Origin of the sequence: Marinomonas transparens, from assembly GCF_016463975.1 — a bacterium.
GTDB lineage: Bacteria > Pseudomonadota > Gammaproteobacteria > Pseudomonadales > Marinomonadaceae > Marinomonas > Marinomonas transparens.
Genome location: NZ_JAEMNX010000003.1, coordinates 58227 through 84320, shown reverse-complemented (window position 1 = coordinate 84320; position 26094 = coordinate 58227). Strand labels below are relative to the sequence as shown.

General features: G+C 43.1%; 23 protein-coding genes and 1 tRNA gene. 20 read left to right on the top strand and 4 right to left on the bottom strand.

Translation table 11 applies throughout. The annotated features are described in order from the left end of the window. Positions 1 to 63: 63 nt before the first annotated feature. The 15 genes from rlmE (at position 64) to I8J31_RS04955 (ending at position 15893) form a co-directional block, all read left to right on the top strand. Positions 64 to 684: a 23S rRNA (uridine(2552)-2'-O)-methyltransferase RlmE gene (gene rlmE, locus I8J31_RS05025; RefSeq protein ID WP_199467217.1), complete on the top strand. Its 621-nt coding sequence runs from the start codon at positions 64 to 66 to the stop codon at positions 682 to 684. 59 nt (positions 685 to 743) lie between these two features. Next, positions 744 to 2729 (top strand): ATP-dependent zinc metalloprotease FtsH, encoded by a 1986-nt coding sequence (ftsH, locus tag I8J31_RS05020; protein ID WP_199467216.1) that lies wholly within the window; start codon positions 744 to 746, stop codon positions 2727 to 2729. 35 nt (positions 2730 to 2764) lie between these two features. Then, positions 2765 to 3598 carry a dihydropteroate synthase gene (gene folP, locus I8J31_RS05015; RefSeq protein WP_199467215.1) on the top strand — a complete coding sequence of 278 codons (834 nt, stop codon included), beginning with the start codon at positions 2765 to 2767 and terminating at the stop codon, positions 3596 to 3598. Beyond that, positions 3598 to 4941 (top strand): phosphoglucosamine mutase, encoded by a 1344-nt coding sequence (gene glmM, locus I8J31_RS05010; protein WP_199467214.1) that lies wholly within the window; start codon positions 3598 to 3600, stop codon positions 4939 to 4941. Before folP ends, glmM begins: the two co-directional genes overlap by 1 nt. 94 nt (positions 4942 to 5035) lie before the next feature. Beyond that, complete coding sequence (tpiA, locus tag I8J31_RS05005) at positions 5036 to 5785, top strand: triose-phosphate isomerase (protein ID WP_199467213.1); 750 nt, start codon at positions 5036 to 5038, stop codon at positions 5783 to 5785. Positions 5786 to 5788: 3 nt separating this feature from the next. Beyond that, positions 5789 to 6142 carry a preprotein translocase subunit SecG gene (secG, locus tag I8J31_RS05000; RefSeq protein WP_199467212.1) on the top strand — a complete coding sequence of 118 codons (354 nt, stop codon included), beginning with the start codon at positions 5789 to 5791 and terminating at the stop codon, positions 6140 to 6142. Positions 6143 to 6196: 54 nt separating this feature from the next. Next, positions 6197 to 6282, top strand: a tRNA-Leu gene (locus tag I8J31_RS04995). A gap of 320 nt (positions 6283 to 6602) precedes the next feature. After that, a complete protein-coding gene (rimP, locus tag I8J31_RS04990) occupies positions 6603 to 7064 on the top strand; it encodes a ribosome maturation factor RimP (protein WP_199467211.1) in 462 nt (153 codons plus the stop codon). Between the two features lie 28 nt (positions 7065 to 7092). Continuing rightward, entirely contained in the window at positions 7093 to 8583 is a 1491-nt protein-coding gene (nusA, locus tag I8J31_RS04985; protein WP_199467210.1) for a transcription termination factor NusA, read from the top strand. Positions 8584 to 8609: 26 nt separating this feature from the next. Next, a complete protein-coding gene (gene infB / locus I8J31_RS04980; protein ID WP_199467209.1) occupies positions 8610 to 11162 on the top strand; it encodes a translation initiation factor IF-2 in 2553 nt (850 codons plus the stop codon). A 12-nt stretch (positions 11163 to 11174) separates the two neighbouring features. Further along, positions 11175 to 11564 carry a 30S ribosome-binding factor RbfA gene (rbfA, locus tag I8J31_RS04975; protein WP_199467208.1) on the top strand — a complete coding sequence of 130 codons (390 nt, stop codon included), beginning with the start codon at positions 11175 to 11177 and terminating at the stop codon, positions 11562 to 11564. Positions 11565 to 11573: 9 nt separating this feature from the next. Further along, positions 11574 to 12503 (top strand): tRNA pseudouridine(55) synthase TruB, encoded by a 930-nt coding sequence (truB, locus tag I8J31_RS04970; protein WP_199467207.1) that lies wholly within the window; start codon positions 11574 to 11576, stop codon positions 12501 to 12503. An 85-nt stretch (positions 12504 to 12588) separates the two neighbouring features. Continuing rightward, on the top strand, positions 12589 to 12858 hold the full coding sequence (gene rpsO / locus I8J31_RS04965) for a 30S ribosomal protein S15 (RefSeq protein WP_199467206.1): 270 nt from the start codon (positions 12589 to 12591) through the stop codon (positions 12856 to 12858). A 181-nt stretch (positions 12859 to 13039) separates the two neighbouring features. Continuing rightward, positions 13040 to 15148, top strand: coding sequence for a polyribonucleotide nucleotidyltransferase (pnp, locus tag I8J31_RS04960; RefSeq protein ID WP_199467205.1), 2109 nt, complete (start codon positions 13040 to 13042; stop codon positions 15146 to 15148). A gap of 145 nt (positions 15149 to 15293) precedes the next feature. Further along, entirely contained in the window at positions 15294 to 15893 is a 600-nt protein-coding gene (locus tag I8J31_RS04955; RefSeq protein ID WP_199467204.1) for an LPP20 family lipoprotein, read from the top strand. A 79-nt stretch (positions 15894 to 15972) separates the two neighbouring features. On the opposite strand, the gene I8J31_RS04950 is transcribed toward I8J31_RS04955, so the two are convergent. Beyond that, the gene (locus I8J31_RS04950) at positions 15973 to 16383 is read right to left on the bottom strand and encodes an acyl-CoA thioesterase (RefSeq protein WP_199467203.1); all 411 of its coding nucleotides are present in this window, start codon (positions 16381 to 16383) and stop codon (positions 15973 to 15975) included. On the opposite strand from I8J31_RS04950, the gene I8J31_RS04945 reads away from it, so the two are divergent. Further along, positions 16382 to 17407, top strand: coding sequence for a DUF3080 family protein (locus I8J31_RS04945; RefSeq protein ID WP_233402601.1), 1026 nt, complete (start codon positions 16382 to 16384; stop codon positions 17405 to 17407). The two genes, I8J31_RS04950 and I8J31_RS04945, sit on opposite strands and share 2 nt — an antisense overlap. 3 nt (positions 17408 to 17410) lie before the next feature. On the opposite strand, the gene I8J31_RS04940 is transcribed toward I8J31_RS04945, so the two are convergent. Beyond that, positions 17411 to 17734: a hypothetical protein gene (locus I8J31_RS04940; RefSeq protein ID WP_199467202.1), complete on the bottom strand. Its 324-nt coding sequence runs from the start codon at positions 17732 to 17734 to the stop codon at positions 17411 to 17413. A 316-nt stretch (positions 17735 to 18050) separates the two neighbouring features. Between I8J31_RS04940 and I8J31_RS04935 the strand changes: the two genes are divergently transcribed. The 4 genes from I8J31_RS04935 to I8J31_RS04920 all read left to right on the top strand — a co-directional run bounded on the left by I8J31_RS04935 (position 18051) and on the right by I8J31_RS04920 (position 22334). Beyond that, on the top strand, positions 18051 to 19115 hold the full coding sequence (locus tag I8J31_RS04935) for a GGDEF domain-containing protein (RefSeq protein WP_199467201.1): 1065 nt from the start codon (positions 18051 to 18053) through the stop codon (positions 19113 to 19115). Between the two features lie 101 nt (positions 19116 to 19216). Then, complete coding sequence (gene glk, locus I8J31_RS04930) at positions 19217 to 20191, top strand: glucokinase (RefSeq protein WP_199467200.1); 975 nt, start codon at positions 19217 to 19219, stop codon at positions 20189 to 20191. 19 nt (positions 20192 to 20210) lie between these two features. Next, complete coding sequence (gene zwf / locus I8J31_RS04925; RefSeq protein WP_199467199.1) at positions 20211 to 21686, top strand: glucose-6-phosphate dehydrogenase; 1476 nt, start codon at positions 20211 to 20213, stop codon at positions 21684 to 21686. A gap of 21 nt (positions 21687 to 21707) precedes the next feature. Further along, positions 21708 to 22334, top strand: coding sequence for a bifunctional 4-hydroxy-2-oxoglutarate aldolase/2-dehydro-3-deoxy-phosphogluconate aldolase (locus I8J31_RS04920; RefSeq protein ID WP_199467198.1), 627 nt, complete (start codon positions 21708 to 21710; stop codon positions 22332 to 22334). A gap of 131 nt (positions 22335 to 22465) precedes the next feature. Here the strand turns inward: I8J31_RS04920 and I8J31_RS04915 are convergent, their stop codons facing one another. Together I8J31_RS04915 and rpoD are read right to left on the bottom strand one after the other, a co-directional pair. Further along, complete coding sequence (locus tag I8J31_RS04915; protein ID WP_199467197.1) at positions 22466 to 23872, bottom strand: PhoH family protein; 1407 nt, start codon at positions 23870 to 23872, stop codon at positions 22466 to 22468. A 319-nt stretch (positions 23873 to 24191) separates the two neighbouring features. Beyond that, positions 24192 to 26027, bottom strand: coding sequence for an RNA polymerase sigma factor RpoD (rpoD, locus tag I8J31_RS04910; RefSeq protein WP_199467196.1), 1836 nt, complete (start codon positions 26025 to 26027; stop codon positions 24192 to 24194). Positions 26028 to 26094: the final 67 nt, after the last annotated feature.

The window sequence follows — 26094 nt, the reverse complement described above, 5'->3', positions numbered from 1 at the left end:
GGAGGCTTTAGAGGTTAAGGGATATTATAGCGGAATATTGACTGATTTAGGTATGATGAAGACGTGGCAAGATCAAAAAGTAGTAACTCTTGGATGAAGGAACATTTTGACGATCAGTATGTCAAAAAATCCCAGCAAGATGGTTATCGTTCTAGGGCAAGTTATAAATTGCTGGAGCTGAATGATAAAGATAAACTGTTTAAGCCTGCCATGCGTGTGGTGGACTTAGGTGCTGCACCTGGAGGGTGGTCTCAAGTAGCGGCTAAAATGATAGGTGATAAAGGGACTATTGTTGCTTCTGATATATTAGAAATGGCTCCGCTCCCCGGGGTGACTTTTGTTCAGGGCGATTTTACTGAGCAGGAAGTTTATGAGGCAATATTAAGTGAAATGGGGAATGAGAAAGCGGATCTTGTAATTTCAGATATGGCCCCCAATATGAGTGGTAATGCTTCTGTGGATCAGCCGCAAGCTATGTATCTTGTGGAGTTGGCGCTGGATATGGCGGCTCAAGTGCTACGTCCGGGCGGAAATTTTTTGGTAAAAGTGTTTCAAGGAGAAGGTTTTGATGACTATCTTAAAGCCATGAAAGCTCAGTTTGGCTCCGTTGTAACACGTAAACCAGACGCGTCACGTGCAAGAAGCCGTGAAGTTTACTTATTAGGAAGACAATACAAAGGTTAATGAGAGATGTTCTGGTATTATACTGGCTACATTAAAAATAACCGTTAAGAGGTGTGCTCTTGAACGATATGCTAAAAAATATACTGTTGTGGCTGGTTATTGCGGCTGTACTGTTAACTGTATTCAACAACTTTAATACAACGCCGGATACCAATCGTATCTCTTATTCTGAGTTCGTCAAAGAGGTACACGACGGTCGTATCGCTAGAGTGATTGTGGATGGCTATACCATTAGTGGTAGCCGTACCAGTGGCGATACTTTTGATACTGTTCGTCCTGCAGCGGCAGATCCTAAAATAATGGATGATCTGCTTAGCAATAATGTCATTGTTGAAGGGCGTATGCCTGAACAGCAAAGCATCTGGACTCAGTTGTTGGTGGCGAGTTTTCCTATTCTGCTTATTCTTGCAATTTTCATGTTCTTCATGCGCCAAATGCAAGGTGGCGGTGGTGGTAAGGGTGGACCAATGTCGTTTGGTAAATCTAAAGCGCGCCTGTTGCCTGAAGATCAAATTAAAACCACCTTTGCTGATGTGGCTGGTTGTGATGAAGCAAAAGAAGATACTGAAGAGTTAGTCGACTTCTTACGTGAGCCGAGTAAGTTTCAGCGATTAGGGGGCAAGATTCCTCGCGGTATTTTGATGTGCGGCCCTCCAGGTACAGGTAAAACCTTGCTAGCGAAAGCGATTGCTGGTGAAGCTAAGGTGCCTTTCTTTACTATTTCTGGTTCAGATTTTGTTGAGATGTTTGTGGGTGTGGGTGCCTCTCGTGTACGTGACATGTTTGAGCAAGCTAAAAAGCACGCTCCTTGCATTATTTTTATTGATGAGATCGATGCGGTTGGTCGTAATCGTGGTTCCGGTATGGGCGGCGGTAACGATGAACGTGAGCAAACGTTAAACCAATTGCTTGTCGAGATGGATGGTTTTGAGGGTAACGAGGGGATTATTGTTATCGCAGCGACTAACCGCCCCGATGTATTGGATCCTGCATTGTTGCGTCCAGGTCGTTTTGACCGTCAAGTGCAAGTTGGTTTGCCTGATATTCGTGGACGTGAGCAAATTTTGAAGGTGCATTTGCGTAAAGTGCCATGTGATGACGATGTAGAGCCTAAAAACATTGCCCGTGGTACACCTGGGTTCTCTGGTGCGGATTTAGCTAACTTGGTTAATGAGGCAGCCTTGTTTGCCGCTCGCTCCAATCGCCGCTTGGTGAATATGGAGCAGCTGGAGCTAGCAAAAGATAAAATCCTCATGGGCGCTGAGCGTAAAACCATGGTGATGAAAGAAGAAGAGAAGCTTAATACGGCTTATCACGAAGCAGGGCATACTATTATTGGTTATCTCATGCCTGAGCATGACCCTGTTTATAAAGTGTCGATTATTCCTCGTGGCCGGGCTTTAGGTGTCACCATGTATTTACCTGAAGAAGATAAATACAGTGTCAGTAAACGTGGTCTTGAGAGTCAAGTATGTAGCCTTTATGGTGGCCGTATTGCCGAAGAAATGATTCATGGTTTTGATGGTGTTTCTACCGGTGCATCTAATGATATTGAGCGAGCTACAAGTATTGCTCGTAATATGGTCACTAAGTGGGGATTATCTGAGAAATTAGGGCCATTTGCTTATGAAGAAGATGATAATAGCGGGAGCTATATAACTGGGCCAACGGGAAGTAAAGCGAACTACTTTTCTCCAGAGACGGGTAAGATTATTGATGCTGAAGTGCAGGATATTATTACTCGTTGTTATGCCACAGCGACACAAATATTGGAAGATAATCGTGCTAAGTTAGAAGTTATGGCGGAAGCCTTGATGCAATATGAAACGATTGATGCCAAGCAAATTAAAGAAATTATGGATGGTAAACAGCCATCTCCTCCAGAAGGCTGGTCAGACCCTAGTGTAAATAAACCTAAAGATGATGACGGGAAGGAAGAGGGTATCGCTGAAGAAAATTCTTCAGGAATGGATTCTCCTTCAGGATCTGAAGACCTTGGCAGTGCGCCTAATCAAGCTTCATCATCTAAGCCTGCTGGTGAGTAGTGATTTGTGTTGATAATTTTTGATCTGGCTTTTTCATGTCGTTAATGCTCTTTGGGGACAAGTCGCTTGACTTGTCCCTTCCTCATGTTATGGGGATACTGAATGTCACCCCTGACTCATTTTCTGATGGTGGGTCTTTTTCTTCTCTAGATTCTGCTCTTTTTCAAACTCAAAAAATGATTCGAGAAGGCGCTAGCATAATAGATGTCGGGGGAGAGTCGACTCGACCTGGTGCGACGCCAGTAACCATGTCTCAGGAGTTAGATCGTGTTTTACCTGTTCTGGAAGCGATAAAAGAGCGTTTTGACATCATTGTATCTGTTGATACAAGTACGCCGGAAGTGATTCGTGAATCAGCCACTTTAGGTGCGGGGTTAATAAATGATGTTCGAGCTTTAGAGCGTGCAGGGGCGCTAGAGGCCGCTGCTCAAGCGGATTTGCCTATTTGCTTAATGCATATGAAGGGCGTACCTCAAACTATGCAGGTAAAGCCTGATTATTCCTCTGTTGTTGCTGATGTGTCTGATTACTTGATGTCTCGAGTAGTAGTATGCGAAGCGGCAGGGGTTGAGCGGTCTCGTTTGATTTTGGATCCGGGTATTGGCTTTGGAAAATCTCTAGAACATAACCTCGTTTTACTTAGTCATACTGAGCATTTTAAGCGATTGGGTTTTGACGTGCTTATAGGTGTTTCGAGAAAGACCATGATTGGCGATGTTTTAAATTTACCTGTTGATCAGCGCTTGTATGGAACAATGGGAGCAAATGCGGCAGCCTATACCAAGGGTGCTCGAATTTTTAGGGTTCATGATGTTAAGCCACATGTTGAAATGTTGGAATTAATGTCTCGTATTGAGAGAGAAGTTTGATGCGTAAGTATTTTGGTACAGATGGAATTAGAGGCAAGGTAGGCGTAACGCCTATTACACCAGAGTTTATGCTTAAGCTTGGTTGGGCAGCGGGCCAGGTTTTTAAAGAACATGGTAAAAAGATTCTTATCGGAAAAGATACTCGCATATCGGGTTATATGTTTGAGTCGGCGCTTGAATCTGGAATTGTTGCAGCAGGCGTTGATGTGCGTTTGGTTGGGCCTATGCCGACCCCTGCCATTGCTTATTTAACGCGTACTTTTAGGGCGAGTGCGGGGATTGTAATTAGTGCGTCGCACAACCCTTATACGGACAATGGCATTAAGTTTTTCTCCGCTGAAGGTGGCAAAATATCAGACGAACTTGAAGAACGCATTGAATATTACTTAGAGCAACCAATGGAGGTGGTTGAATCTAATCATATTGGCCGTGCTAAGCGGGTTGATGATGCGGCTGGTCGTTATATTGAATATTGTAAGGGCACTTTTCCAATTGGCTTGCAGTTGAGCGGATTAAAAATTGTTGTCGATTGTGCGGATGGTGCAACTTACCATGTGGCGCCACGAGTGTTTTCTGAATTGGGTGCGGATGTCGTTATTATAGGTGCAAATCCAGATGGCCTTAATATCAATGAAACCAGTGGTGCGACTAAACCTGAGTTACTGCGTAAAAATGTATTAGCTGAAAAGGCCGATATAGGGATTGCTTTAGATGGTGACGGGGATCGTTTGATCCTTGTTGATCGACATGGTGTGGTACGTGATGGGGATGATATTTTATACATTATTGCTAATCACCTGATGCAAACAGGCCGCTTTAGTGGCGGTGTTGTAGGTACTCTGATGAGTAACTTCGGCTTGGAACTAGCTTTCTCTGAAAGTGGTATTGGCTTTAGTCGTGCAGCTGTTGGTGATAGGTATGTTAATGAAAAGCTAGTGCAGCATGGTTGGGTATTAGGTGGTGAGCCATCAGGTCATATTGTATGTCGTTCCATTACCACAACAGGAGACGGTATTGTCGCTGCGTTGCAAGTGCTCAGGGCGATGATTGAAGAAGAGAAAACTTTGGATGAGCTCTTAGTTGGGTTGGTTAAGTTTCCTCAAAAATTAAAAAATATTCGTGTGGCGAAGCGCTTTATACCGAATGAGGAGCCGGCTTTGCAAAAGGCTATTTCTGTTGCCAATGAACGTTTAAATGGTTTAGGTCGAGTGCTGCTTAGGGCTTCTGGAACTGAACCTCTCATTCGAGTGATGGTAGAGGGCCGGGATGATAAGACAGTGGATGAGCTGGTTGACTATCTGGTTGAGCAGGTGAATGAAGTTGTTTCTCAAAAAATGTCTTAATATGCCTTACTTTAAAGGAGTGGAGCAAAATAAGTACTTGAAACCAATGGGGGCTTTCCATAGAATAGGCGCCTCGAATTTAGGGGGTTAGAATATGACTCGTCAAAAGATCGTAGCTGGAAACTGGAAAATGAATGGCTCAAAAGAGTCGATTTTGTCTCTTGTGAATGGCTTGCTTGAGATGAAAAATGCTAACTCTGAAGTGGTTGTTTCTCCTTCTTTCCCATATTTGTCCATGGTGTCTGAACTTATTGGCGAAAGTGATCTTGTTCTTGCTGCGCAAAATGTTAGCGATAAAGAACAAGGAGCTCATACGGGAGAAGTGTCGGCTTTGATGCTGTCTGAGCTTGGGGTTAAGTATGTATTGATTGGCCACTCTGAGCGACGTTCTCTCTATGCTGAAACTGATGCCTTTATAGCTTCGAAAGCGAAAGCGCTCTTGGCAGCAGGCTTAACGCCAATGTTGTGTATTGGTGAAACTTTGCAAGAGCGTGAAGCTGAGCAAACATTCGCAGTTTGTATACGTCAGATTCAGGCCGTTATTGATGTTATCGGTATTGATGCATTTAATAATGTCGTTATTGCCTATGAACCCGTTTGGGCGATAGGAACAGGTTTGTCCGCAAGCGCAGATCAGGCCCAGGAAGTACATCAAGAGATCAGGGCTTTTTTGGCTCAGTCGTCTTTGTCTGTTTCTCAAAAGGTTCAGATCTTGTACGGCGGAAGTGTTAAAGCATCAACCAGTGCGGCTTTATTTGAAATGCCTGATGTAGATGGTGCTCTGGTTGGCGGTGCATCACTTGATGCAAAAGAATTTATAGCAATTGTAAAAGCAGCAGGTTAATTGATGGAAGCACTTATTTTAGTTTTGCATGTATTGGCGGCAGTAGCGATTATTGCGTTGGTATTATTGCAGCAAGGTAAAGGTGCAGACGCGGGTGCCTCTTTTGGTGGTGGTGCGTCTCAAACTGTGTTTGGTAGCCAGGGCGGTAGTAGCTTCTTTGGCCGTATGACGGCAGTTTTTGCACTGGTTTTCTTTTTGACTAGCTTTGGTTTGGCATTTTTTGCCAGCGAGCAAGCGAAAAGTGTTTCTGGGGCTCTTGATTTTGTTCCTTCAGCTCCTCAGGTTGAAGAAACGGTAGGGCTTCCTGAGCTAGGTGATAAAAAAGCGACTGGGTCTGACCTTCCTGTCACTGAGTAATGCTTGGTTTTGATATTTGGAAAGTCGTTGGGTTGTGTTCGGTAAAATAGTTTTGCGGATGTGGCGGAATTGGTAGACGCGCCACCTTGAGGGGGTGGTGAGCTATGCTCGTGGGGGTTCGAGTCCCCCCATCCGCACCAATCTTGAATTGGTGTTGTATTTTGTGTATAATACCGCGCTATTGATGCAGAGTAATATGGTTTGTTGAAGGCGATCTATTTGTTAGTCTTTCTTCAGGTAGATATCTTTTAGGTATCTGTACCAGTTTATTGTTGGTGTTGAGTGTCAGGATTGACAACCTTCTTAGTTGAAGGGGGCTCTCTCAGGTATATTGAGTTGAGTGCTGAGAACCCCTATATGGGGTTTTTTGTTATCTGTACTGTTACTGTTTATAAATGGAAATGGGCCTTGAGCCCGTTTTTTGTTTCTGCGTTTTATAAAAAGTTTTCGGAGAAAACGATTGTCAGCAAAATATACGATTTTAGAAGAACTTATTCGACCAGTCGTTGAAGGGTTAGGTTTTCAATTTTGGGGGATGGAATATTTATCTTTAGGTAAAGATTCCGTGCTGAGAATATATATTGAAACTGATGCCGAGAAAGGTATTGATGTTGAGGACTGTGTTCAAGTCAGTCGACAAGTGAGTTCTATTCTAGATGTTGAAGACCCTATTACTGGGGAATACAACCTGGAAGTTTCATCTCCAGGATTAGATCGACCACTTTTTGACTTGGTTCAGTATCAAGCTTATGTGGGGTCTATTGTTTCCCTACGTTTACGAGTGCCTTTTGATGGTCGCCGTAAATTTAAAGGACAGCTTATGGGTATCGAGAACGAAGATGTCGTTATCCGTGTTGATCAAGAAGAATACTTATTGCCAGTCGATCTAATTGACAAGGCAAATGTTGTTCCACAATTTTAAAAATTAACCTTGAAGAGAGGCTAAAAGGATGAGCAAAGAAATTCTTTTGGTAGTCGAAGCCGTTTCCAACGAGAAAGATGTTCCGAAACAAGTTATTTTCGAAGCTGTTGAGATTGCTTTAGCTAGTGCTGCCAAACGTCGATTTGAAGAAGATGCGTTAATTCGTGTTTCTATTGATCAACGTACAGGTGACTACATTACATACCGTCAGTGGAACATTGTTGCCGATGAAGATTATTCTTCACCTGCTTCTGAGTTAACTATTGATGATTCTGAAGAGCAAAACCTTGGTATTGCTATTGGTGGCGTCTACGAAGAAGAAGTCGAGTCGGAAGCTTTTGGTCGTATCGCTGCGCAAACAGCAAAACAAGTGATTGTACAGAAGGTTCGCGAAGCTGAACGTGCTAAAGTGATTGCTCGCTATAGTGAAAAAGTGGGCAAACTTGTTCACGGTCAGGTGAAAAAAGTGACTCGTGATAGCTTGGTTGTAGACTTAGGTGAAAATGCTGAAGCATTGCTACCTAAAGATCAGCTTATTTCTCGAGAGAGCTTTCGCATGAACGACCGTGTGCGCGCGTTATTACTAGAGATTCGTGATGATAGTCGTGGCCCACAGTTAATTCTGTCACGTAATGATTCCAATTTTATGGTTGAATTGTTCCGCTTAGAAGTACCTGAGATTTCTGAGGAAATGATTGAAATTCGTGGCGCTTCACGAGACCCCGGCTTGCGTGCAAAAATTGCAGTTAAGACAAATGACCGTCGTATTGATCCTATCGGCGCTTGTGTCGGTATGCGTGGTGCTCGTGTTCAAGCGGTTTCTAATGAAATGAATGGTGAGCGTGTTGATATTGTCCTATGGGATGATAATCCAGCTCAATTAGTGATTAATGCAATGGCGCCTGCGGAAGTAGATTCTATTGTGATTGATGAAGATGCGCATTCTATGGATGTTGCTGTTAAGAGTGATAATTTAGCACAGGCAATTGGTCGTAATGGCCAAAATGTTCGTCTTGCCTCTACCTTAACTGGTTGGTCTTTAAATGTGATGACCAGTGAAGATGCCGAAGCGAAACAGCAGGAAGAATCACAGAAAATGATCGATCTGTTTGTTGCTGGATTAGACATTGATGATGATTTAGCCGCCCAAATGGTTGATGAAGGCTTTGCTTCACTCGAAGAAGTAGCCTATGTCCCAATGGAAGAAATGTTAGACATTGATGGGTTTGATGAAGATTTAGTGAATGAATTGCGTTCACGAGCAAAAGAAGCATTGTTGAATCAAGCTCTTCAAGCAGAAGAGCAATTAGATGGTGCTAAACCGGCTGCCGATTTATTGGAAATGGAAGGGATGGATAATCATCTCGCTCTAGTTCTAGCCTCCATAGGTGTAGTTACCATGGAAGACTTGGCAGAACAGTCGGTTGATGAATTGCTTGAAGTTGAAGGTATGACAGAAGAGCGTGCGGGAAGTCTGATTTTGACTGCTCGTGCACCTTGGTTTGCTGAATCTGAATAAAATCTGAGTACATAAGGGGGAACTTAATGACAGTTCAAACCGTAAAGATACTATCCGAGCTGGTAAATACGCCAGTCGATAAGCTACTAACTCAGATGAAAGATGCTGGTCTTCCTCAAAAGAGTGAAAACCAAGAAGTCTCTGAAGTTGAAAAAGAAGTATTGTTGAACTATCTGAAGCGTCAACATGGCGAAGAAGAAGGTGCTCAGCGCATTACTTTACAGCGCAAAAAAACCAGCACCTTGTCTCGTGATGGTGGTAAAGCTGTTAATGTTGCGGTGAAGAAGAAGCGTACTTATGTTAAGCGTGATGACACCGGAGATGATGCGCAGAAGCAAGAAGAGTTAGTGGCTAAGCGTTTGGAAGAGGAGCAAGCTGCTCGTCTGGAAGCAGAGCGTAAGTTGGAAGCTGAAAAGGCTGCGAAAGCGCAGGCTGAAGCGGAAGAAAAAGCCCGTGCTGAGGCCTCTGTTAGTGATGTTGTTGCAGATTCAGGTGTGAAGAGTGTGGAGCCGAAGGCCTCTGATATAGAAGCGGTAGCTCCCGTGGAAGCACCTAAGCCACAACAGCCTAAAGCGACAAAGAAAACGTCTCAGCCAGCTATGGACAGTAAAAAATCGCCTGTAGCACCTAAAGGTAAGAAGGGTGCTCCTATGAGACAGGATGGGGATAATAATAAACCTCGTGGTCGCAATAGTTCTGACAACAAGCGTTCTCGCGTTAATGTAAATGGCGACGAAGAGTTTTCTCGTCGTAATAAGTTAGGTCGTAAGCACAAAAAACCTTCTGTGAAACAAGAACATGGTTTTCAGAAGCCGACAGCGAAGATTATTCATGAAGTGGGTTTGCCAGAGAGTATTACTGTGGCAGATCTTGCTGAAAAAATGTCGGTTAAAGGCGCTGAGGTTATCAAGGTTATGTTTAAAATGGGCGCTATGGCGACTATTAACCAAACAATTGACCGAGATACAGCAACACTTGTCGTCGAAGAAATGGGTCATACTGTTGTATTGATTGATGAAAATGCAGTCGAAAATGACATGATTGAAGCCATTGACTACGAAGGTGAAGCGATTAAGCGAGCACCTGTGGTTACCGTAATGGGTCACGTTGACCATGGTAAAACATCATTGCTTGATTATATTCGTACCACTCGCGTTGCGGCTGGTGAATCTGGTGGTATTACACAGCATATTGGTGCCTACCATGTAGAAACGCCTCATGGAATGGTGAGCTTCTTGGATACTCCTGGACATGCTGCCTTTACCTCTATGCGTGCTCGTGGTGCTAAAGCGACTGATATTGTTATCTTGGTATGTGCTGCTGACGATGGTGTCATGCCGCAAACCATTGAGGCGATTCAGCATGCTCGTGCAGCTGATGTGCCAATGGTTGTTGCCATTACTAAGGTGGATAAAGAAGGCGCGGATCTAGATCGAGTTAAAAACGAATTGGTTGCTCAAGAAGTCGTTCCAGAAGAGTGGGGTGGTGACATTCAGTTTGTTGGTGTTTCTGCGAAATCTGGCGAAGGTATTGAAGAGCTTCTAGAGGCTATTCTACTGCAATCAGAGGTGCTTGAGTTAACAGCTGTTCCTAGCTCACCAGGTAAGGGTGTTGTTGTTGAATCTCGCCTTGATCGTGGTCGTGGTTCGGTTGCTACCTTATTGGTGCAAAATGGTACCCTGCGTAAAGGTGATATCGTTTTGGCTGGCCTACAGATGGGCCGTGTACGCGCTTTGTTGGATGAAAATGGTAAAGCAATTAGCGAAGCTGGTCCGTCTATTCCGGTTGAGATTTTAGGTCTTGATGGTACGCCTGAAGCGGGTGAAGAGTTTATTGTGGTAGCGGATGAGCGTAAAGCTCGTGAAGTAGCTAACTTCCGTCAAGGTAAATACCGTGAAGTGCGTTTCGCTCGCCAGCATACAGCGAAACTTGAAAACCTATTCTCTGAAATGGGTAAAGATGAAGTTCGTACCTTGAACGTGGTTCTTAAAGCTGACGTTCGTGGTTCTCTCGAAGCTTTGATTAAGTCTTTGGTGGATCTGAATACAGACGAAGTTCAGGTGAATATTGTTTCTAGCGGTGTTGGTGGTATCACTGAAACGGACGCAACGTTAGCCTTGGCTTCTGAAGCGGTAATTTTTGGTTTCAATGTTCGTGCCGATAATTCTGCGAAACAGTTTATCGAACGTGAAAGCATTGATCTTCGCTACTACAGTGTCATCTACAATATTATCGATGACGTGAAACAAGCGCTTTCAGGTATGTTGTCTCCTGATTTACGTGAAGATATCCAAGGTACGGCTGAAGTGCGTGATGTATTTAATTCACCTAAATTTGGTCTTATTGCTGGTTGTATGGTTGTTGAAGGTACCGTGTACCGTAACAAGCAAATCCGTGTACTGCGTGAAGACGTTGTTATTTACGAAGGTGAACTTGAATCTCTTCGTCGCTTTAAAGATGCGGTTAACGACGTCAGCAAAGGTATGGAATGTGGTATCGGTGTGAAAAATTACAACGATGTCAAAGTAGGCGACAAAATCGAGGTTTTTGAAACCGTCGAAGTTGCGCGTACGCTTTAATAGGACAAGATCATGGCAGACGGTTTTAGTCGTACTAGTCGGATTGGTGACCAGCTCCAAAAGGAGCTGGCGTCCTTGATCCAGTTTGAAGTAAAAGATCCGCGTTTAGGGTTAGTTACTGTCAACGAAGTACGTGTAGCAAAAGATCTTGGTTATGCAGATATTTATTACACGGTTCTTGGTAAAGACGATCAGCCAGAAGTATTGGCAGAGAATCAGGCAGCATTAGATAGTGCAAAAGGATTTTTACGTCGTCGATTGGCTAAAGAAGTGAAGCTTCGTGTCATGCCGTTATTGCGTTTTCATTATGATGAAAGTGTTGTCAATGGTTCTCGCATGTCGAGCCTTATTGATGAAGCTATTCTTGATGATCAGGCAAAAAACGGTAACGAAGGCGAGTAATAGGTCTGTATGTCAAAAACAAAATGGCGTTCGGTAGACGGCATCGTTCTACTGAACAAGCCCATTGGTTTAAGCTCCAATCAAGCATTACAGCGAGTCCGACGTTTGTATCGAGCGGCGAAAGCGGGTCATACTGGCGCGTTGGATCCTCTTGCAACAGGCATGCTGCCACTATGTTTGGGTGAAGCGACCAAGTTCTCGCAATTTTTATTAGACGCCGATAAACGTTATTTAACCTGTATTCAGCTGGGTATTAGAACGACAACTGGAGATAGGGAAGGTGATGTGTTGACGGAAGCGGCGATTCCAAATCTCTCCGGGCAAGAGCTTGAAGTGATTTTTGACCGATTCCGCGGTGAGATAGAGCAGATTCCTCCCATGTATTCTGCGTTAAAACACGAAGGTAAGCCTTTATATGAATATGCTCGTCAGGGCATTGTTATAGAAAGGAAACGCCGGCGTGTCACCGTTGCTAATCTGACGCTTGTTGCAAGAACCGAAGATACACTGACTTTAGATATTCAATGTACAAAAGGGACTTATATTCGCACTATCGGTGAGGATATTGGCGAAGCGTTGGGGTGTGGTGCGCATTTGAAATCCTTACATCGGATTTCAACCGCTGGTTATCAGCCAGAAAACATGTTGTCTCTGGAAGATTTTGAGGCTTTAGCAGAGCGAGGTGAGGCGACATTAGATGGTTATTTAATGTCAATGGATACTGCCGTTGAGCATATGAATAAGGTAGAATTGTCGCCGTCTGATACAAAAGATATGCTGCATGGTCGTAGCATCGCGAATACCACCTCTTTTGAGGATGAAAGTTCGGTTAGATTATACGATCAAGACACGCAGCGCTTTTTGGGTCTAGGGCGAATAAAAGCTTCTTTTATTAAGCCTCAACGACTCGTAAATACCAGTGAGTTAACTCGCATTTAATGTTAGACTAGCTGGCTTAGGGTAACTGAAAATATGCTCGGCTATCCTTTATTTTTTATAGCATATTAATTTGGAGATATAGATTATGGCATTGTCTGCAGAATCAAAAGCAGCGTTGGTTAAAGAGTTTCAAGTAGCGGAAGGCGACACAGGTTCTCCTGAAGTTCAAGTAGCATTGTTGACTAAGAACATTGAAGGTCTACAAGGTCACTTTAAATCTCATATCCATGACCACCATTCTCGTCGCGGTCTAATTCGCATGGTAAACCAACGTCGTAAGTTGTTGGATTATCTTAAGCGTAAAGACGCAGCACGTTACACTGGTTTGATCAAAAAACTAGGTCTGCGTCGCTAAGACTGAAGGAAAGGGCCATAGGAATCTATGGCCCTTTTTTTATTGGTCTCCCAAGGGACAGCCTGTACTTCATATGAGTTTTGCTCTTTGTTAAAAAAGAGGCAAAAAGAATTCATATGAGTACTGGCTTAAAAAGATGGTCTTTGGGAGAAAGCAATTTTTTTAATGAAAAGGAATACTTGTGAGTATTACGACTAAAACTTTCCAGTTTGGTAACGACACCGTTACTTTAGAAACCGGCCGCATTGCTCGTCAGGCGACTGGTGCCGTGCTTTGTACTATTGGCGATGCACAAGTGCTTGCTACTGTTGTGGGTGCTAAATCAGCAAAAGCTGGTCAAGACTTTTTCCCATTATCTGTACATTATCAAGAGCGTGCTTATGCTGTTGGTAAAATCCCAGGTGGTTTTTTAAAACGTGAAGGCCGTCCTTCTGAAAAAGAAACACTGACTTCTCGCTTAATTGACCGTCCGATTCGTCCATTATTCCCTAAAGGCTTCATGAATGAAGTTCAGGTCGTTTGTACTGTTATGTCGACTAATACAAACTTGGACGCTGATATTGCGGCCATGCTTGCGACCTCTGCGGCATTGACTATCTCTGGTATCCCATTCAACGGTCCAATCGGTGCTGCACGAGTTGGTTTTAATGATGAGTCTGGTTATCTACTAAACCCAAGCTACTCAGACCTAGATGCTTCTTTACTAGACATGGTGGTTGCAGGGACAAAAGATGCTGTATTGATGGTTGAATCTGAAGCGCAAGAGCTTACTGAAGATGAAATGCTAGGTGCGGTTCTTTTCGCTCATAAAGAAATGCAGGCGGCGATTACTGCGATAACTGAATTTGCTTCAGAATGTGCTAATCCTCGTTGGGATTGGCAAGCGGAAACGGCTAATGTTTCTTTAACTGAAGCTGTTGCGTCTGGTTACGCTGATCAAATTGAAGCGGCTTACGGTATCAGCGAGAAAATGGCTCGTTATGCACAACTGGGTGAAGTTCGTAACGCTGCGGTAGAAGCTTTGGTAACCGAAGAAGGTGAGTTTACAGAAGTCGATGTAACTGGTGCTTTTTCTAAACTTGAAAAGCGTATCGTTCGTCGTCGTGTAATTGATGGTCAGCCTCGTATTGATGGCCGTGATAATAAAACCGTTCGTCCAATCAATGTTGAAGTGGGTCTACTGAGTAAAACTCATGGCTCTGCACTGTTTACTCGTGGTGAAACTCAAGCGATTGCAACCTGTACTCTAGGTACTAGCCGTGATGCACAAATGAGTGATGGCCTAGCTGGCGAAAACAAAGACAGCTTCATGCTTCACTATAACTTCCCTCCTTATTCTGTTGGTGAGTGTGGTCGTATGGGTGGTGTTGGTCGTCGTGAGATTGGTCATGGTCGTCTAGCTCGTCGTGGTGTTCAAGCGGTATTGCCAAGCGAAGAAGAATTCCCATACACCATTCGTATCGTATCTGAGATCACTGAATCTAATGGTTCAAGCTCAATGGCGTCTGTATGTGGTGCCTCTTTGTCTATGATGGACGCGGGTGTTCCCCTTAAAGCACCTGTTGCTGGTATCGCAATGGGTCTGATTAAAGAAGATGATGGTTTCGCTGTATTGACTGATATCCTAGGTGATGAAGATCACTTGGGTGATATGGACTTTAAAGTGGCTGGTACTGAAGAAGGTATTACAGCACTGCAAATGGACATAAAAATTGAAGGTATCAATGAAGAAATCATGGATATCGCTTTAACTCAAGCAATGGAAGCTCGTAAACATATCTTACGCGAGATGGCGCAAGTTATTGGTTATGCCCGTCCAGAAGTGTCTCCAAATGCTCCTTCGATGGCGACCATTAAAATTGATCCAGAGAAAATTCGTGATGTTATCGGTAAAGGCGGTTCTATGATTCGCTCGATTACTGAAGAAACGGGCGCATCTATCGATCTAGATGATGATGGTACAGTACGCATTTATGCAGCGGATAAGTTGTCTTCTGATGCGGCTTTGCTGAAAATTCATGAAATCACCGCTGAAGCAGAAGTGGACAAACTTTACAAAGGTAAAGTGGTTCGCCTTGCTGAGTTTGGTGCTTTCGTTAACATCTTGCCTGGTAAAGATGGCTTGGTTCATATTTCACAAATTGCTGAAGAGCGTATTCGTGCTGTGACGGACTTCCTTGCTGAAGGTCAGGAAGTTATTGTTAAAGTGCTAGATGTTGATGCGCGTGGCCGTATTAAATTGTCTATGAAAGATGTGACTGAAGAAGAAAAAGCGTCTTACACTGAGTAATTCTTAGATGTATGTTGGTTTAAAAGGGCGCAATTGATAGCGCCCTTTTTTGTGTTTAATGGTACGGATCTACTATTATAGACTCTGTTAATAACACACGTTTTGAAAGTTTTCGATTGATGACTATTTTAAGAGGGAAGAAAAAATGAGATTAAAACTTGCTGGTATCTTGGTTGCTAGTATTGCTTTAGCAGCTTGTAGTAAAGATAAGGAAGTTGTGAACACGCCTGCACCTGTCCCGGTTCCTGATTGTGTATTTGCTGATGGTTCTAATCGCGCTGCGCCACAGTGGGTTTGTGGTACACCTGTTGAAGGTGTTGCTTTGTCTGCGGTAGGTTACAGTGAAAAATCGGCGGCGGGTCCAAATTACATGAAGCAAATGGCAGCGACTGCAGCGCGAGTTGAATTGGCTCAAGTGCTAAGTTTAGACCTGCAAAATATGGTTAAGCAATATGTAGAAACAACAGGGGCTGGAGATGCGGAAACCGTAGATCGTGTAAACAGTGTTGTCACCAAGCAAGTGACAGATCAAACCTTGATTGGCTCTAAAGTAATTCGTCAGATGCCAACGCCGAGTGGTGGTTTGGTTGTCTTAGTTGGGCTAGATCCTGAGCAAGCAGGGAAAGTAGCGCAAGATATTTTGCGTACTTCGATGAAAAATGAAGAAGCCTTATATCAGAAGCTGGAGGCCGAAAAAGGCTTCGAAGAGCTAGCCTCAGAAATTGCCGCGCGTAGGGCTAAGTAGGTTTCTGTGGGTCATGATGCCTTTTCGCAGAGGAAAGGTATCATGACTTTTTATTATTATAGTAAAGATTAGCTAAAGGCTAGTTGATGGTGTCTTCGCTAAAGATTGGCGTTGGTTTTTTATTTTCATCCACGGCAACAAAATTGAAGTGACCTGTGACCGCTTTGGTACGTTTGTCGCTGTCTAATTGTTCGAGAAAAATAGACACTTCAACTTTTAAAGAGGTTCGGCCAACGTGGACGACTCTTGCTACTAGTTCAACTAAAATCCCTGAAGGGATGGGGTGTTTGAAGTCAACTTGTTCGGTTGAGATAGTCACCATGGGTTTTCTGGCGAAACGGGTGGCGGCAATATAGGCAACTTCATCCATCCACTGTAAAGCGATGCCACCGAATAGGGTGTCATAATGGTTAGTTGTTGCAGGAAAAACCATCTTGGCAACCCGTGTTTCTGATATTTCCTCACGTTTTTGAATGAGTAGCTTGTTCATGGCAATAAAACCTTTCAATAAAATGATTCTGTTATGCAGCATTATACTCATTGGGGCCACTGCCTGTGATACTCGTTTTAAGCCAGAGGCTGTTTTATCTGTTTATATTGAAGATTTAAATCGTTCCCAGTTTATTTCGATTCATGTTCCTCCTGTGGTTATGCCGAAAAGCTTGCCGTCATTGCGTGATAGGCAACAGAGGTTGACGCAATTTGATATTGGATTATTAGACTTTTTATCTCTACAGCACTGTGATGTTGGCCTAATTGTAGGGCAAAAAAATAGTATTCTAGGAAAAGTGATGCCAGACAGTCAGCGCTTTTTGTATGAATTAACTATTATAGGTGCGATTGAATCTTGTGATATTAAGAATGCAGAATTGTTAGCTGAGTTAAGACAAGTGGCAAAGCAAAAACGTAGAGAGTTGCCCAAGGCCTTTAGTAATGCCATTTTTCATGGTCCCGAAAGCAGTGAGTTTTTTAGTTTATCTAACGGCTTTATTCCAATGAACTATTCAACGGCTAATGAGCATAAATTACTGTCTTCGTTGAATCAATTAGTCGATATTGCTCATCAGCTTGAGCAGTTACCAGAAGTAGATGGGGAAATATTTGAAGCGAGTTTGAAGGTCTTATCTGATAGCGAGTATGCTGGTCGAGCTTTATATTCATTCATGCAAATCACACGTTATTTGAATCAAGTTTCAGAGCGTCTAATACTGTTGGATGATCTAGTCTGTGGTGCACCGCTTACTTATCTTAAACGGCAGTTTAAGCGTCATTATGTTGATGTTATTCAGCCTTATATGGCGCGCTTGAACCGTAGTGCTTATCAGGTTTTTCCGCTTATGAATCAGTTATCTAAAGAAGGCATTCCTTTAAGTAAGGAGCTGAAGGGGTTTCTCGATCAATTTTCATTTTCGGAAAAAAACAGTGTTTGGCATCAGTATCAGCAAGCATCTCAACATCATGCAAAAGCGTGGAGTGAATTGTTTGTTCGCTGTGCTGTGCCATTGAATGGCTAAGACTTAGATTTGAGTATTGATTTGATTTTCAAGGTTTTCGACCAGATCATATTGATAGGCCGGTCCGGGTGCTAAGGGCTCTTCACTTAATGCTTTCAGAAGCGCGATATTGGCACTCGGGTTTCCACTAATATTATGGGAAAACTGAATAGGGCGAGTTAGCGCATGGGGCTCGTGGAGGTTTTGGGTGTCTGGTGTGTCAATCAACGAAGGCCCAGGCTGATTGAATAAACTCATCAATAAAGCGAATTGAGCGCTGCCAGATACCGGTTTACCCGCTTTACTGCCTTGGGTGACCTGTACCTCAACAATATCTCTTATATTCATCTTTATGCCCATTAATTTCGCTATGATTGGGTTATCGGCATGAGTTTTTTTTTCTTAATGAAAACAGGAAGCTAATTCGAAAAGAGTGCTTGTTAAGATTTTATTGCTATACCGCATGGACAGATAGGTTTAAGGCATAGCTTATGTTTTGGTCGTCATTGTTACTTTTTGTATAATGCTTTGCCAATTTGTCTGTGACATATGGCTCCAAACCGCTGGGCATCGTACTATAATGTATTACAGATCAATTGCTTCTATGGTCTGACTTCATTAAGGAAAAGCAGCTGCTGAACTGTGGCGCGGTAGGGCATAATACATGCACGACATCAATGAACTGATAGATAACGTACGGCGTAATGAAGAAATTGCCCGTAAGTTTTTTGAAATAGAACGCTGTATCCTTTCTATTGGCCGTTGTGATCAGTTCGTTTCTACTTTGACTAAAGAAGTGCAAAAGCAGTTTAATGTTCCTTATGTATGGGTGAACCTGATTAATGAAGCGCCCCTTTCTCACCTTATTGAAAGCTTGGAAAAAATGCCTGACTTACGGGATCGGGTATTGTTCACACGTCGCCGTTCTATGATAGATATCATCAAGTCGAGTAATAAGACGGTTTTAGTGAATGCTAATTTGATCCGGTGCCGAGATATCATTCCTTCTGTGTACCAGGATATTATTTCCTCCGTTGCTATTTCACCTTTGACTATTGATGGTGAGCTAGTTGGCTTATTTTGTCAGGCTGACTCGGATAGTACCCGCTATGATGCATCCACCAAAGACACATTTTTATTGGATCAGTTGGCTATTAAAATCTCGATTTGCCTGAGCAATGTGACTGCTAGGGAAAAGTTGGAATATTTAGCAACCAGAGATCCATTGACTGGGTTGTTAAACCGCCGCCAATTAGAGCTGATGTTAGACCGTGAGTTTGCACGTTCCAAGAAGCAAGAACGTGATTTGACCGTGGTGTTTATTGACTGTGATGCTTTTAAATCAATAAACGACACATTAGGTCATAACTGTGGTGATGAGGTTTTAGAATATATTGCTAAGCGTTTATTAAAGTATGTGCATAAGCAGGGCTTGGCTTTTCGCTTTGCTGGTGATGAGTTTGTTTTTGTTATGCCAGGGAAAAATTACGAACAAGCAATTTTGATTGCTGAGTCTATCCAAGAATACTTGCATTCGAATCCTTTGAGGTATAAATCCAACCTTGTTCCTATTACTATTAGCTATGGTGGCGCCAGTGTTATGGCTGATAGGCCAGCTAACTATAAGAATTTGCTTAAGTTGGCAGACGAACGTCTTTATGATTATAAAAACAACAAGAAGCGATTAGTTCCAACTAAAGTATTTAAGTTTCTGAATCGTCTAAGATAAAATGTAATTTTATTACATTTTCAATTCCATATTTATACCGTTTGGTATTTTTTACGTTTATATTGTTGTAAAATTTCATGAAACTTTATTAGGGTTCGTTTATGTCCCATGCTTTGATTGCCGATTTGGGTGGTACGAATGCGCGTTTTGCTTTAGTTCCTATCCATCAATACGTACCCCAAGAAGTTCGGGTGTTGCCTTGTAAAAATTACGATGGCTTTTTTGATGCCGCTGCGGATTATGTTGAAAATTGCAGTATCAGTATGGATAACATTGATGCGGTTGTTTTAGCAATTGCTGGACCTGTTAATCAGCCTGTCATACGCTTTTCTAATAATTCATGGCATTTTACCCGTGAAGAAATACAAGCTTACTTTGGTGAGGGAAAAGCGGTTTCTCTGTTAAATGATTTTGATGCGGTTGGTCACTGTCTTGAAATTCTTAGCCCTGAAGATGTGGTAGTGATTGGCGATAAAACATGGGTAGATCTGAAAGCGCCAGCATGGGTAATTGGGGCGGGCACAGGATTAGGTGTTTCTTGTGTTGTTCCTCAAGACAATGGTCCTAATATGATTTTGCCAGGTGAAGGCGGGCATGTAGATTTGTCTTCTTGTAATGAGTTGGAGGATGATATTTTACGTTTTTTGCGAGCCCGTCATAAGCGAGTGTCTGCTGAGCGTGTGTTGTCTGGAATGGGGTTGGAGAATATCTATGAGGCCTTGGCTTTTCGTGAAGGTATTGAAAAGCGTTTGACGGCCCCTGAAATTGGCGAAGCGTTAAAGTCAGGCAATGATCCTATTGCTAACGCCGCACTAGAACAGTTTTTTGTGTTTCTAGGTCGTGTTATTGGTGACCTAGTGTTATCGGTTGAGTCCCGTGGTGGTGTGTATATTGCAGGAGGAATTGTTCCGCGATATGTGAATGAAATCCTTAACAGTGGTTTTCGTGATGCGATGCAAGAAAAAGGTCGTATGAAAGAGTTTGTTTCGCCCATTCCGACTTTTGTTGTTATGTCTGAATACCCAGGGCTGATGGGGTGTGCGTGTTACGCCTCCTATCTGGTATCGAAAGCCTAGTTTAGTTGGAGAATGAAGAATGAAGGCCAGTTTAAAAGCTTGTGATGTTGTTATCTTCGGTGGTGGCGGTGACCTTGCTATGCGTAAGTTGTTACCTGCTTTATATCATCTGGATATGGATGGTTTGCTTGCACCGACTACACGCATTATCGGCGCTTCTCGTCGAGAAGTGAGTGCTGAGGATTACCAAGCTAAAATCCGTGCTGCTCTGGATGAGTTTGTTCCCTCAAGTGTTGGAGATAAAGAAATTTGGCCTCGATTTAAAGAGCGCCTTAGCTATGTTTCTGTGGATGCTCAATCTGAGTCTGATTTTGCTCGTTTAAATGACCACAAGGTAGGTGGCGATGATCGTGATGTGGTTTTCTATTTAGCAACATCCCCTGATTTGTTTGGCTCTATTTGTTCATCGTTAGCAAGTCATGGCTTGAATAATGAGCGTATGCGAGTGGTATTAGAGAAACCTCTTGGTCGTGACCTTGTTTCTTCTCGTGCTATTAACGATGAGGTGATGAAAAATTTTACCGAGCAACAGGCTTTTCGAATAGATCATTATCTAGGTAAAGAGACAGTACAAAACCTATTAGCCATTCGTTTCGGTAATACGCTTTTTGAGCCGCTTTGGTCTAGTGCGCACATTGATAATGTTCAGATTACGGTATCTGAAACCGTTGGTGTTGAAGGGCGTTGGGGGTATTACGATAAAGCAGGTGCCATGCGAGATATGGTGCAAAACCATTTGGTTCAGCTGTTGTGTTTGGTCGCTATGGAGCCTCCTGGGCGTATGGATGCAGACTCCGTTCGCGATGAAAAAATTAAGGTTCTTAAAGCATTGCGCCCGATTGAAGGAGCGAATGCTTATACTAAGACCGTTCGTGGTCAGTATGCAAAAGGCATGATTAAAGGTAAGAGCGTACAGGGTTACTTTGATGAAGAAGGAAGTAATCCGGAATCCAGAACCGAAACCTTTGTTGCTTTACGTGCTGATATTGATAACTGGCGTTGGGCTGGCGTACCTTTTTACTTGAGAACAGGTAAGCGATTAAGTCAGCGTTATTCTGAAATTGTTATTCAGTATAAAGCGGTACCGCACAGTATTTTTAGTGATGAAAGCAATCGTCAATTACAACGTAACCAGCTAATTATTCGTTTGCAGCCGGAAGAAAAAATTTCGTTAACAGTAATGAATAAGGTGCCAGGGGCGAGTGAAGGGATGAACCTACAGCCTGTTGATTTGAACTTGAGTCTGACTGAAGCCTTTAATGATAAGCGTAGCCCTGAAGCTTATGAGCGTCTTTTACTTGATGTTATGCGTAATGATGCAACCTTATTTATGCGTTATGACGAAGTGGAAGCGGCTTGGAAATGGGTGGATGGCATCATGTCTGCTTGGAGCCAAACCAGTGAGCGTCCTAAAGAGTATGCTTCTGGTTCATGGGGGCCTGCGGCATCCATGGCGTTACCGATCAAAGATGGCCGTAACTGGCAAGATTATTAGGTCTTAAAAAAGGAAAAGAGTATGACGACTTCTTATACTGCTGAGCAGGTAATGACGGCGACGCCAGTTGTTCCTGTGATTGTTGTTGATAATGTCGAGCAAGCTGTTGCTTTAGGTAAGGCGCTAGTCGCTGGTGGTGTGCCGGTATTGGAGGTGACACTTCGTACTCCTGCTGCTTTAGAGGCGATTAGCGCATTGCGTAAAGAAGTGCCTGAAGCCATTGTTGGCGCAGGTACTGTCTGTTCCCGTGCACAATATGTTGAAGCGATTGAAGCTGGTTCACAGTTTGTTATTAGTCCTGGCATGACGCCGGATTTATTAGCAGTAGGTAAAGAGTACGACGTACCTTATCTACCTGCGGTGGCAACCATTTCAGATATTTTGTTGGGAATGGAATACGGTTATGACCGTTTTAAATTCTTCCCTGCAGAAGTCAATGGTGGTGTTAAGGCGTTAAAAGCTTTTGGTGGGCCTCTTCCTCAAATCAAATTTTGCCCAACGGGTGGCATTGGTGCCAATAATTTCCGTGACTATTTGGCATTGCCTAATGTGCTTTGTGTGGGCGGCTCTTGGATTGTACCAACTGATTTGGTTCAGGCTGGTAAGTGGGATGAAATTACAGCGTTAGCAAAATCTGTCGCTCAGTAATTGCTTATTCTCAAAATGCTGTTCTTATTACTCTGATTTTCAGGTGGGGTTTTGAACTAGGACTAGGCAATTTTTCAGCATAAAAAGGGAAAGACAAATGTCTTTCCCTTTTTGTTTTTACAGCTTAAGGGTTAAAGATTTTCTTCGGCAAATTCAGCCAAACGGCTACGTTCTATGCCATTCACATGCATGATGCTGGCGTATTTAAAAGGTTTAGACTTTTCCACTAAATAGGTCAATCCTGAGGTGAGTGGGGTGATGTACTTGTTATCAATTTGTGCCAAATTCCCTAAGACGATGATTTTCGAATTGCTGCCTATGCGAGTGACGATGGATTTTAATTGGAACTGAGTGAGCCCCTGTGCTTCATCGATAATAATCAAAGCGTTGTTGAAAGATCGGCCACGCATGAAGTTTAATGATTTAAACTGGATGTTGGCCTTTTGTTTGACGTAGTCGATGCTGCTAAAGGCATGTTCATCGGCACCATGGAGTATCTCCAAGTTATCATCAAAGGCGGCTAACCATGGTGCCATCTTTTCCTCTTCTGTGCCGGGTAAAAAACCAATATCTTCTGCCATAGGAGGGGTTGAGCGAGCAACAATGATCTTATTAAAGCGTTTCTCTTCCATTGTGACTTGCAAGCCATAAGCTAGCGCTAATAAGGTTTTTCCTGAGCCTGCTGGGCCTGTCATGACCATTAAGTCTGAGTTGTCATGGCGTAATAAGTAGAAAGCCATGGCTTGTTCCAAGTTGCGCGGATGAATGCCCCAAAAGCCTTGGTTCATTAGGTTTTGTTTATTGATATCGAGCAGATAGACAAACTCTTTATCAATATTGACGACAAAGCCAATAAAGTCTTCGTCATCGATGATAAACATATTCAAATAAAGAGTAGGGAGGCTTGCTTTAGCAATCACATGGACAGTGTGTCGGCCGTGAGCTTCACTTTTTACGCTATCTACGGTTGACCAAAAGCTGTTTTCAAATTGAATGTAGCCTTTTGTCATCAGGTCTAGATCATCTAATACACGGTCTTTTTTATAGTCTTCTACTCGTTCTAGCCCTGAGCCTTTTGCCTTAATGCGCATATTGATATCTTTGGTAACAAGGCAGACAGAGGCGCGAGGGTGAGTGGCTTGTAAGCTGAGAGCGACATTGATAATGCGGTTGTCGTTAGCGTGGTCATGGTTGCCATTTAAAAAGGGGATATTGTCTGTATGGGTAATTTTCTGGTCCGGAAAGACAGCGAGAGAGCCTTCTACTATTTTGGAGTCATTTTCGTCATCGTCATCACCTATTACTCTAATAGGAACCCCTGATTGCAACTCTCTTGGAGAGGCGTCTCCGACCATTTTATCTATCGTGTTGATGGCAAGTCTGGCTTCACGGCTTACATCTTTATCGCGCCTATCTTTAATAACGTCTAGTTCCTCCAGTACTGTCATGGGAATGACTACCTTGTGTTCGGCAAAAGCATAGATAGCAAGGGGATCATGTAACAACACATTAGTATCAAGGACGTAGATTTTTTCCATAGAGTATTTCTCCAGTTATGAATATGAAGTTTTTAGTTGCGGATTGAATGAACGAACGAAATAGGTTGTGCTTGATGATATTGCTGTGGATAAAGCTATGCAGGTGCTGGTTTGCTAGGCGCATTTCTAAGCAGAAGGCGATTGATGTTGAGTTTTTTGGGTGGTGACTATGGTCTTCTGGCAAGCTAAGCCTCACTGTCTTTATCCATACTCTAACTAGAGTGTATGACAGATTTATTGCTTATGCTTGTTTTAATAGGCTTTTTTGAGAATAAAAAAACCGCTGTCTGTGCAGCGGTTTTTCATTGGCTCTTTTTACTTATTCATCCAAAAAGCTTCTGAGGTGTTCAGAGCGGCTAGGATGACGTAGTTTACGAAGGGCTTTTGCTTCAATTTGACGAATACGCTCACGTGTCACATCAAACTGCTTACCTACTTCCTCAAGGGTGTGGTCGGTATTCATATCGATGCCAAAACGCATACGTAAGACTTTTGCTTCGCGGGCTGTTAATCCTGCTAGCACTGTCGTTGTTGATTCTCGTAAGCCTTCAATGGTGGCTGTATCGATAGGTGATTCAGCACCATCATCTTCAATGAAGTCACCTAGGTGAGAATCTTCGTCATCACCAATAGGGGTTTCCATAGAGATTGGTTCTTTGGCAATTTTCAGTACCTTGCGGATTTTATCTTCAGGCATGTCCATGCGAGCAGCTAGTTCTTCAGGCGTTGCCTCACGACCCATTTCTTGTAGCATTTGACGAGAGATTCGATTCAATTTATTGATCGTTTCAATCATATGTACAGGAATACGGATAGTGCGTGCTTGGTCTGCAATAGAACGTGTAATCGCTTGGCGAATCCACCAAGTGGCATAGGTTGAGAACTTATAACCACGGCGATATTCAAACTTGTCAACGGCTTTCATTAGGCCAATGTTGCCTTCTTGAATTAGGTCCAAGAATTGTAAACCACGGTTGGTATATTTTTTAGCAATCGAGATAACCAAGCGTAAGTTAGCTTCAACCATTTCTTTTTTGGCACGACGTGAACGAGTTTCACCAATAGAAATACGGCGATTAATTTCTTTTAACTCAGCAATGGTCAGGCCTGTATCTTTTGCAACCGCGCGCAACTTGCGTTGGCTACGCATGAATTCAGCTTCGTTTTCTTCCAATCCAGCCGCATAGCTAGCGCCTGAAGCGATCTGCTCAGATAACCAATTTTGGTTAGTTTCATTGCTTGGGAAACGTTTCAAGAATTCAGTGCGAGGCATGCCAGATTTACGCACACAAACCTGCATGATAAGGCGTTCTTGATCACGAACTTTTTCCATGCGTGAACGAACACGATAAACAAGCTCATCAAAGATTTTTGGTACAAGTTTGATTGGAGCAAAGCTGATGCTAAGCTCTTCTTGTTTACTTTTTACAGCTGGATCTTGACGATTGCTTGTTTCAAGTAAAACTTTAAGTTCTTCGTAAATGCGTGAGATATCATTGAAGCGTAAGGCCGTTTCTTCTGGATCTGGGCCATTATCCGTTTCTTCTTCGTCCTCATCATCACCATCAGTATCGTCGTCGGTATCAGGTGCTTCTTCTAGAATAGGCTCTTCTGGAGCTGTTTCTTCAAAAATAGGCTCTTCGCCATCGCCATCAATAAAGCCGCTGAAGATATCGCTTAGTCGACCTTCTTCTTCTAGTACCTTGGCATAGGCATCAAGCAAGACGTCAACAGCACCGGGATAGTAAGATAGGGACGCCATGACTTCACGGGTACCTTCTTCAATTCGCTTAGCAATAGCGATTTCGCCAGCGCGAGTTAACAGTTCAACGGTACCCATCTCGCGCATATACATACGCACTGGGTCAGTAGTACGGGTTATATCACCTTCTACTGCTGCTAATGCGGCAGCAGCTTCTTCCGCGGCGGCTTCGTCCGTTGAATCGCCTTCTTCCATGATGAGGCTATCTTTATCAGGAGCAATTTCAGAAACCGTGATGCCCATGTCGTTGATCATGGCAATGATTTCTTCTACTTGCTCTGGGTCAGAAAGGTCATCAGGGAGGTGGTCATTGACTTCGGCAAAAGTTAGGTAACCCTGTTCTTTACCTTTGGCGATCAGCTCTTTGAGACGCGACTGTTGAGTGTCTGGCATTCGACAACCTATCGTTAGAAATTATTTGGGATTTTGCAAGCAGCGGATTATAACAAAAAACATCAGT

Bases quoted from the DNA above. Each gene is read 5' to 3' on its own strand.
- nusA (WP_199467210.1), top strand. From the start codon at position 7,093: ATGAGCAAAGAAATTCTTTTGGTAGTCGAAGCCGTTTCCAACGAGAAA.
- I8J31_RS04940 (WP_199467202.1), bottom strand. From the start codon at position 17,734: ATGAATATAAGAGATATTGTTGAGGTACAGGTCACCCAAGGCAGTAAA.
- I8J31_RS04945 (WP_233402601.1), top strand. From the start codon at position 16,382: ATGGCAATAAAACCTTTCAATAAAATGATTCTGTTATGCAGCATTATA.
- I8J31_RS04915 (WP_199467197.1), bottom strand. From the start codon at position 23,872: ATGGAAAAAATCTACGTCCTTGATACTAATGTGTTGTTACATGATCCC.
- glmM (WP_199467214.1), top strand. From the start codon at position 3,598: ATGCGTAAGTATTTTGGTACAGATGGAATTAGAGGCAAGGTAGGCGTA.
- rpoD (WP_199467196.1), bottom strand. From the start codon at position 26,027: ATGCCAGACACTCAACAGTCGCGTCTCAAAGAGCTGATCGCCAAAGGT.
- infB (WP_199467209.1), top strand. From the start codon at position 8,610: ATGACAGTTCAAACCGTAAAGATACTATCCGAGCTGGTAAATACGCCA.
- I8J31_RS04950 (WP_199467203.1), bottom strand. From the start codon at position 16,383: ATGAACAAGCTACTCATTCAAAAACGTGAGGAAATATCAGAAACACGG.
- glk (WP_199467200.1), top strand. From the start codon at position 19,217: ATGTCCCATGCTTTGATTGCCGATTTGGGTGGTACGAATGCGCGTTTT.
- folP (WP_199467215.1), top strand. From the start codon at position 2,765: ATGTCGTTAATGCTCTTTGGGGACAAGTCGCTTGACTTGTCCCTTCCT.
- secG (WP_199467212.1), top strand. From the start codon at position 5,789: ATGGAAGCACTTATTTTAGTTTTGCATGTATTGGCGGCAGTAGCGATT.
- I8J31_RS04920 (WP_199467198.1), top strand. From the start codon at position 21,708: ATGACGACTTCTTATACTGCTGAGCAGGTAATGACGGCGACGCCAGTT.
- rpsO (WP_199467206.1), top strand. From the start codon at position 12,589: ATGGCATTGTCTGCAGAATCAAAAGCAGCGTTGGTTAAAGAGTTTCAA.
- truB (WP_199467207.1), top strand. From the start codon at position 11,574: ATGTCAAAAACAAAATGGCGTTCGGTAGACGGCATCGTTCTACTGAAC.
- tpiA (WP_199467213.1), top strand. From the start codon at position 5,036: ATGACTCGTCAAAAGATCGTAGCTGGAAACTGGAAAATGAATGGCTCA.
- I8J31_RS04935 (WP_199467201.1), top strand. From the start codon at position 18,051: ATGCACGACATCAATGAACTGATAGATAACGTACGGCGTAATGAAGAA.
- I8J31_RS04955 (WP_199467204.1), top strand. From the start codon at position 15,294: ATGAGATTAAAACTTGCTGGTATCTTGGTTGCTAGTATTGCTTTAGCA.
- rbfA (WP_199467208.1), top strand. From the start codon at position 11,175: ATGGCAGACGGTTTTAGTCGTACTAGTCGGATTGGTGACCAGCTCCAA.
- zwf (WP_199467199.1), top strand. From the start codon at position 20,211: ATGAAGGCCAGTTTAAAAGCTTGTGATGTTGTTATCTTCGGTGGTGGC.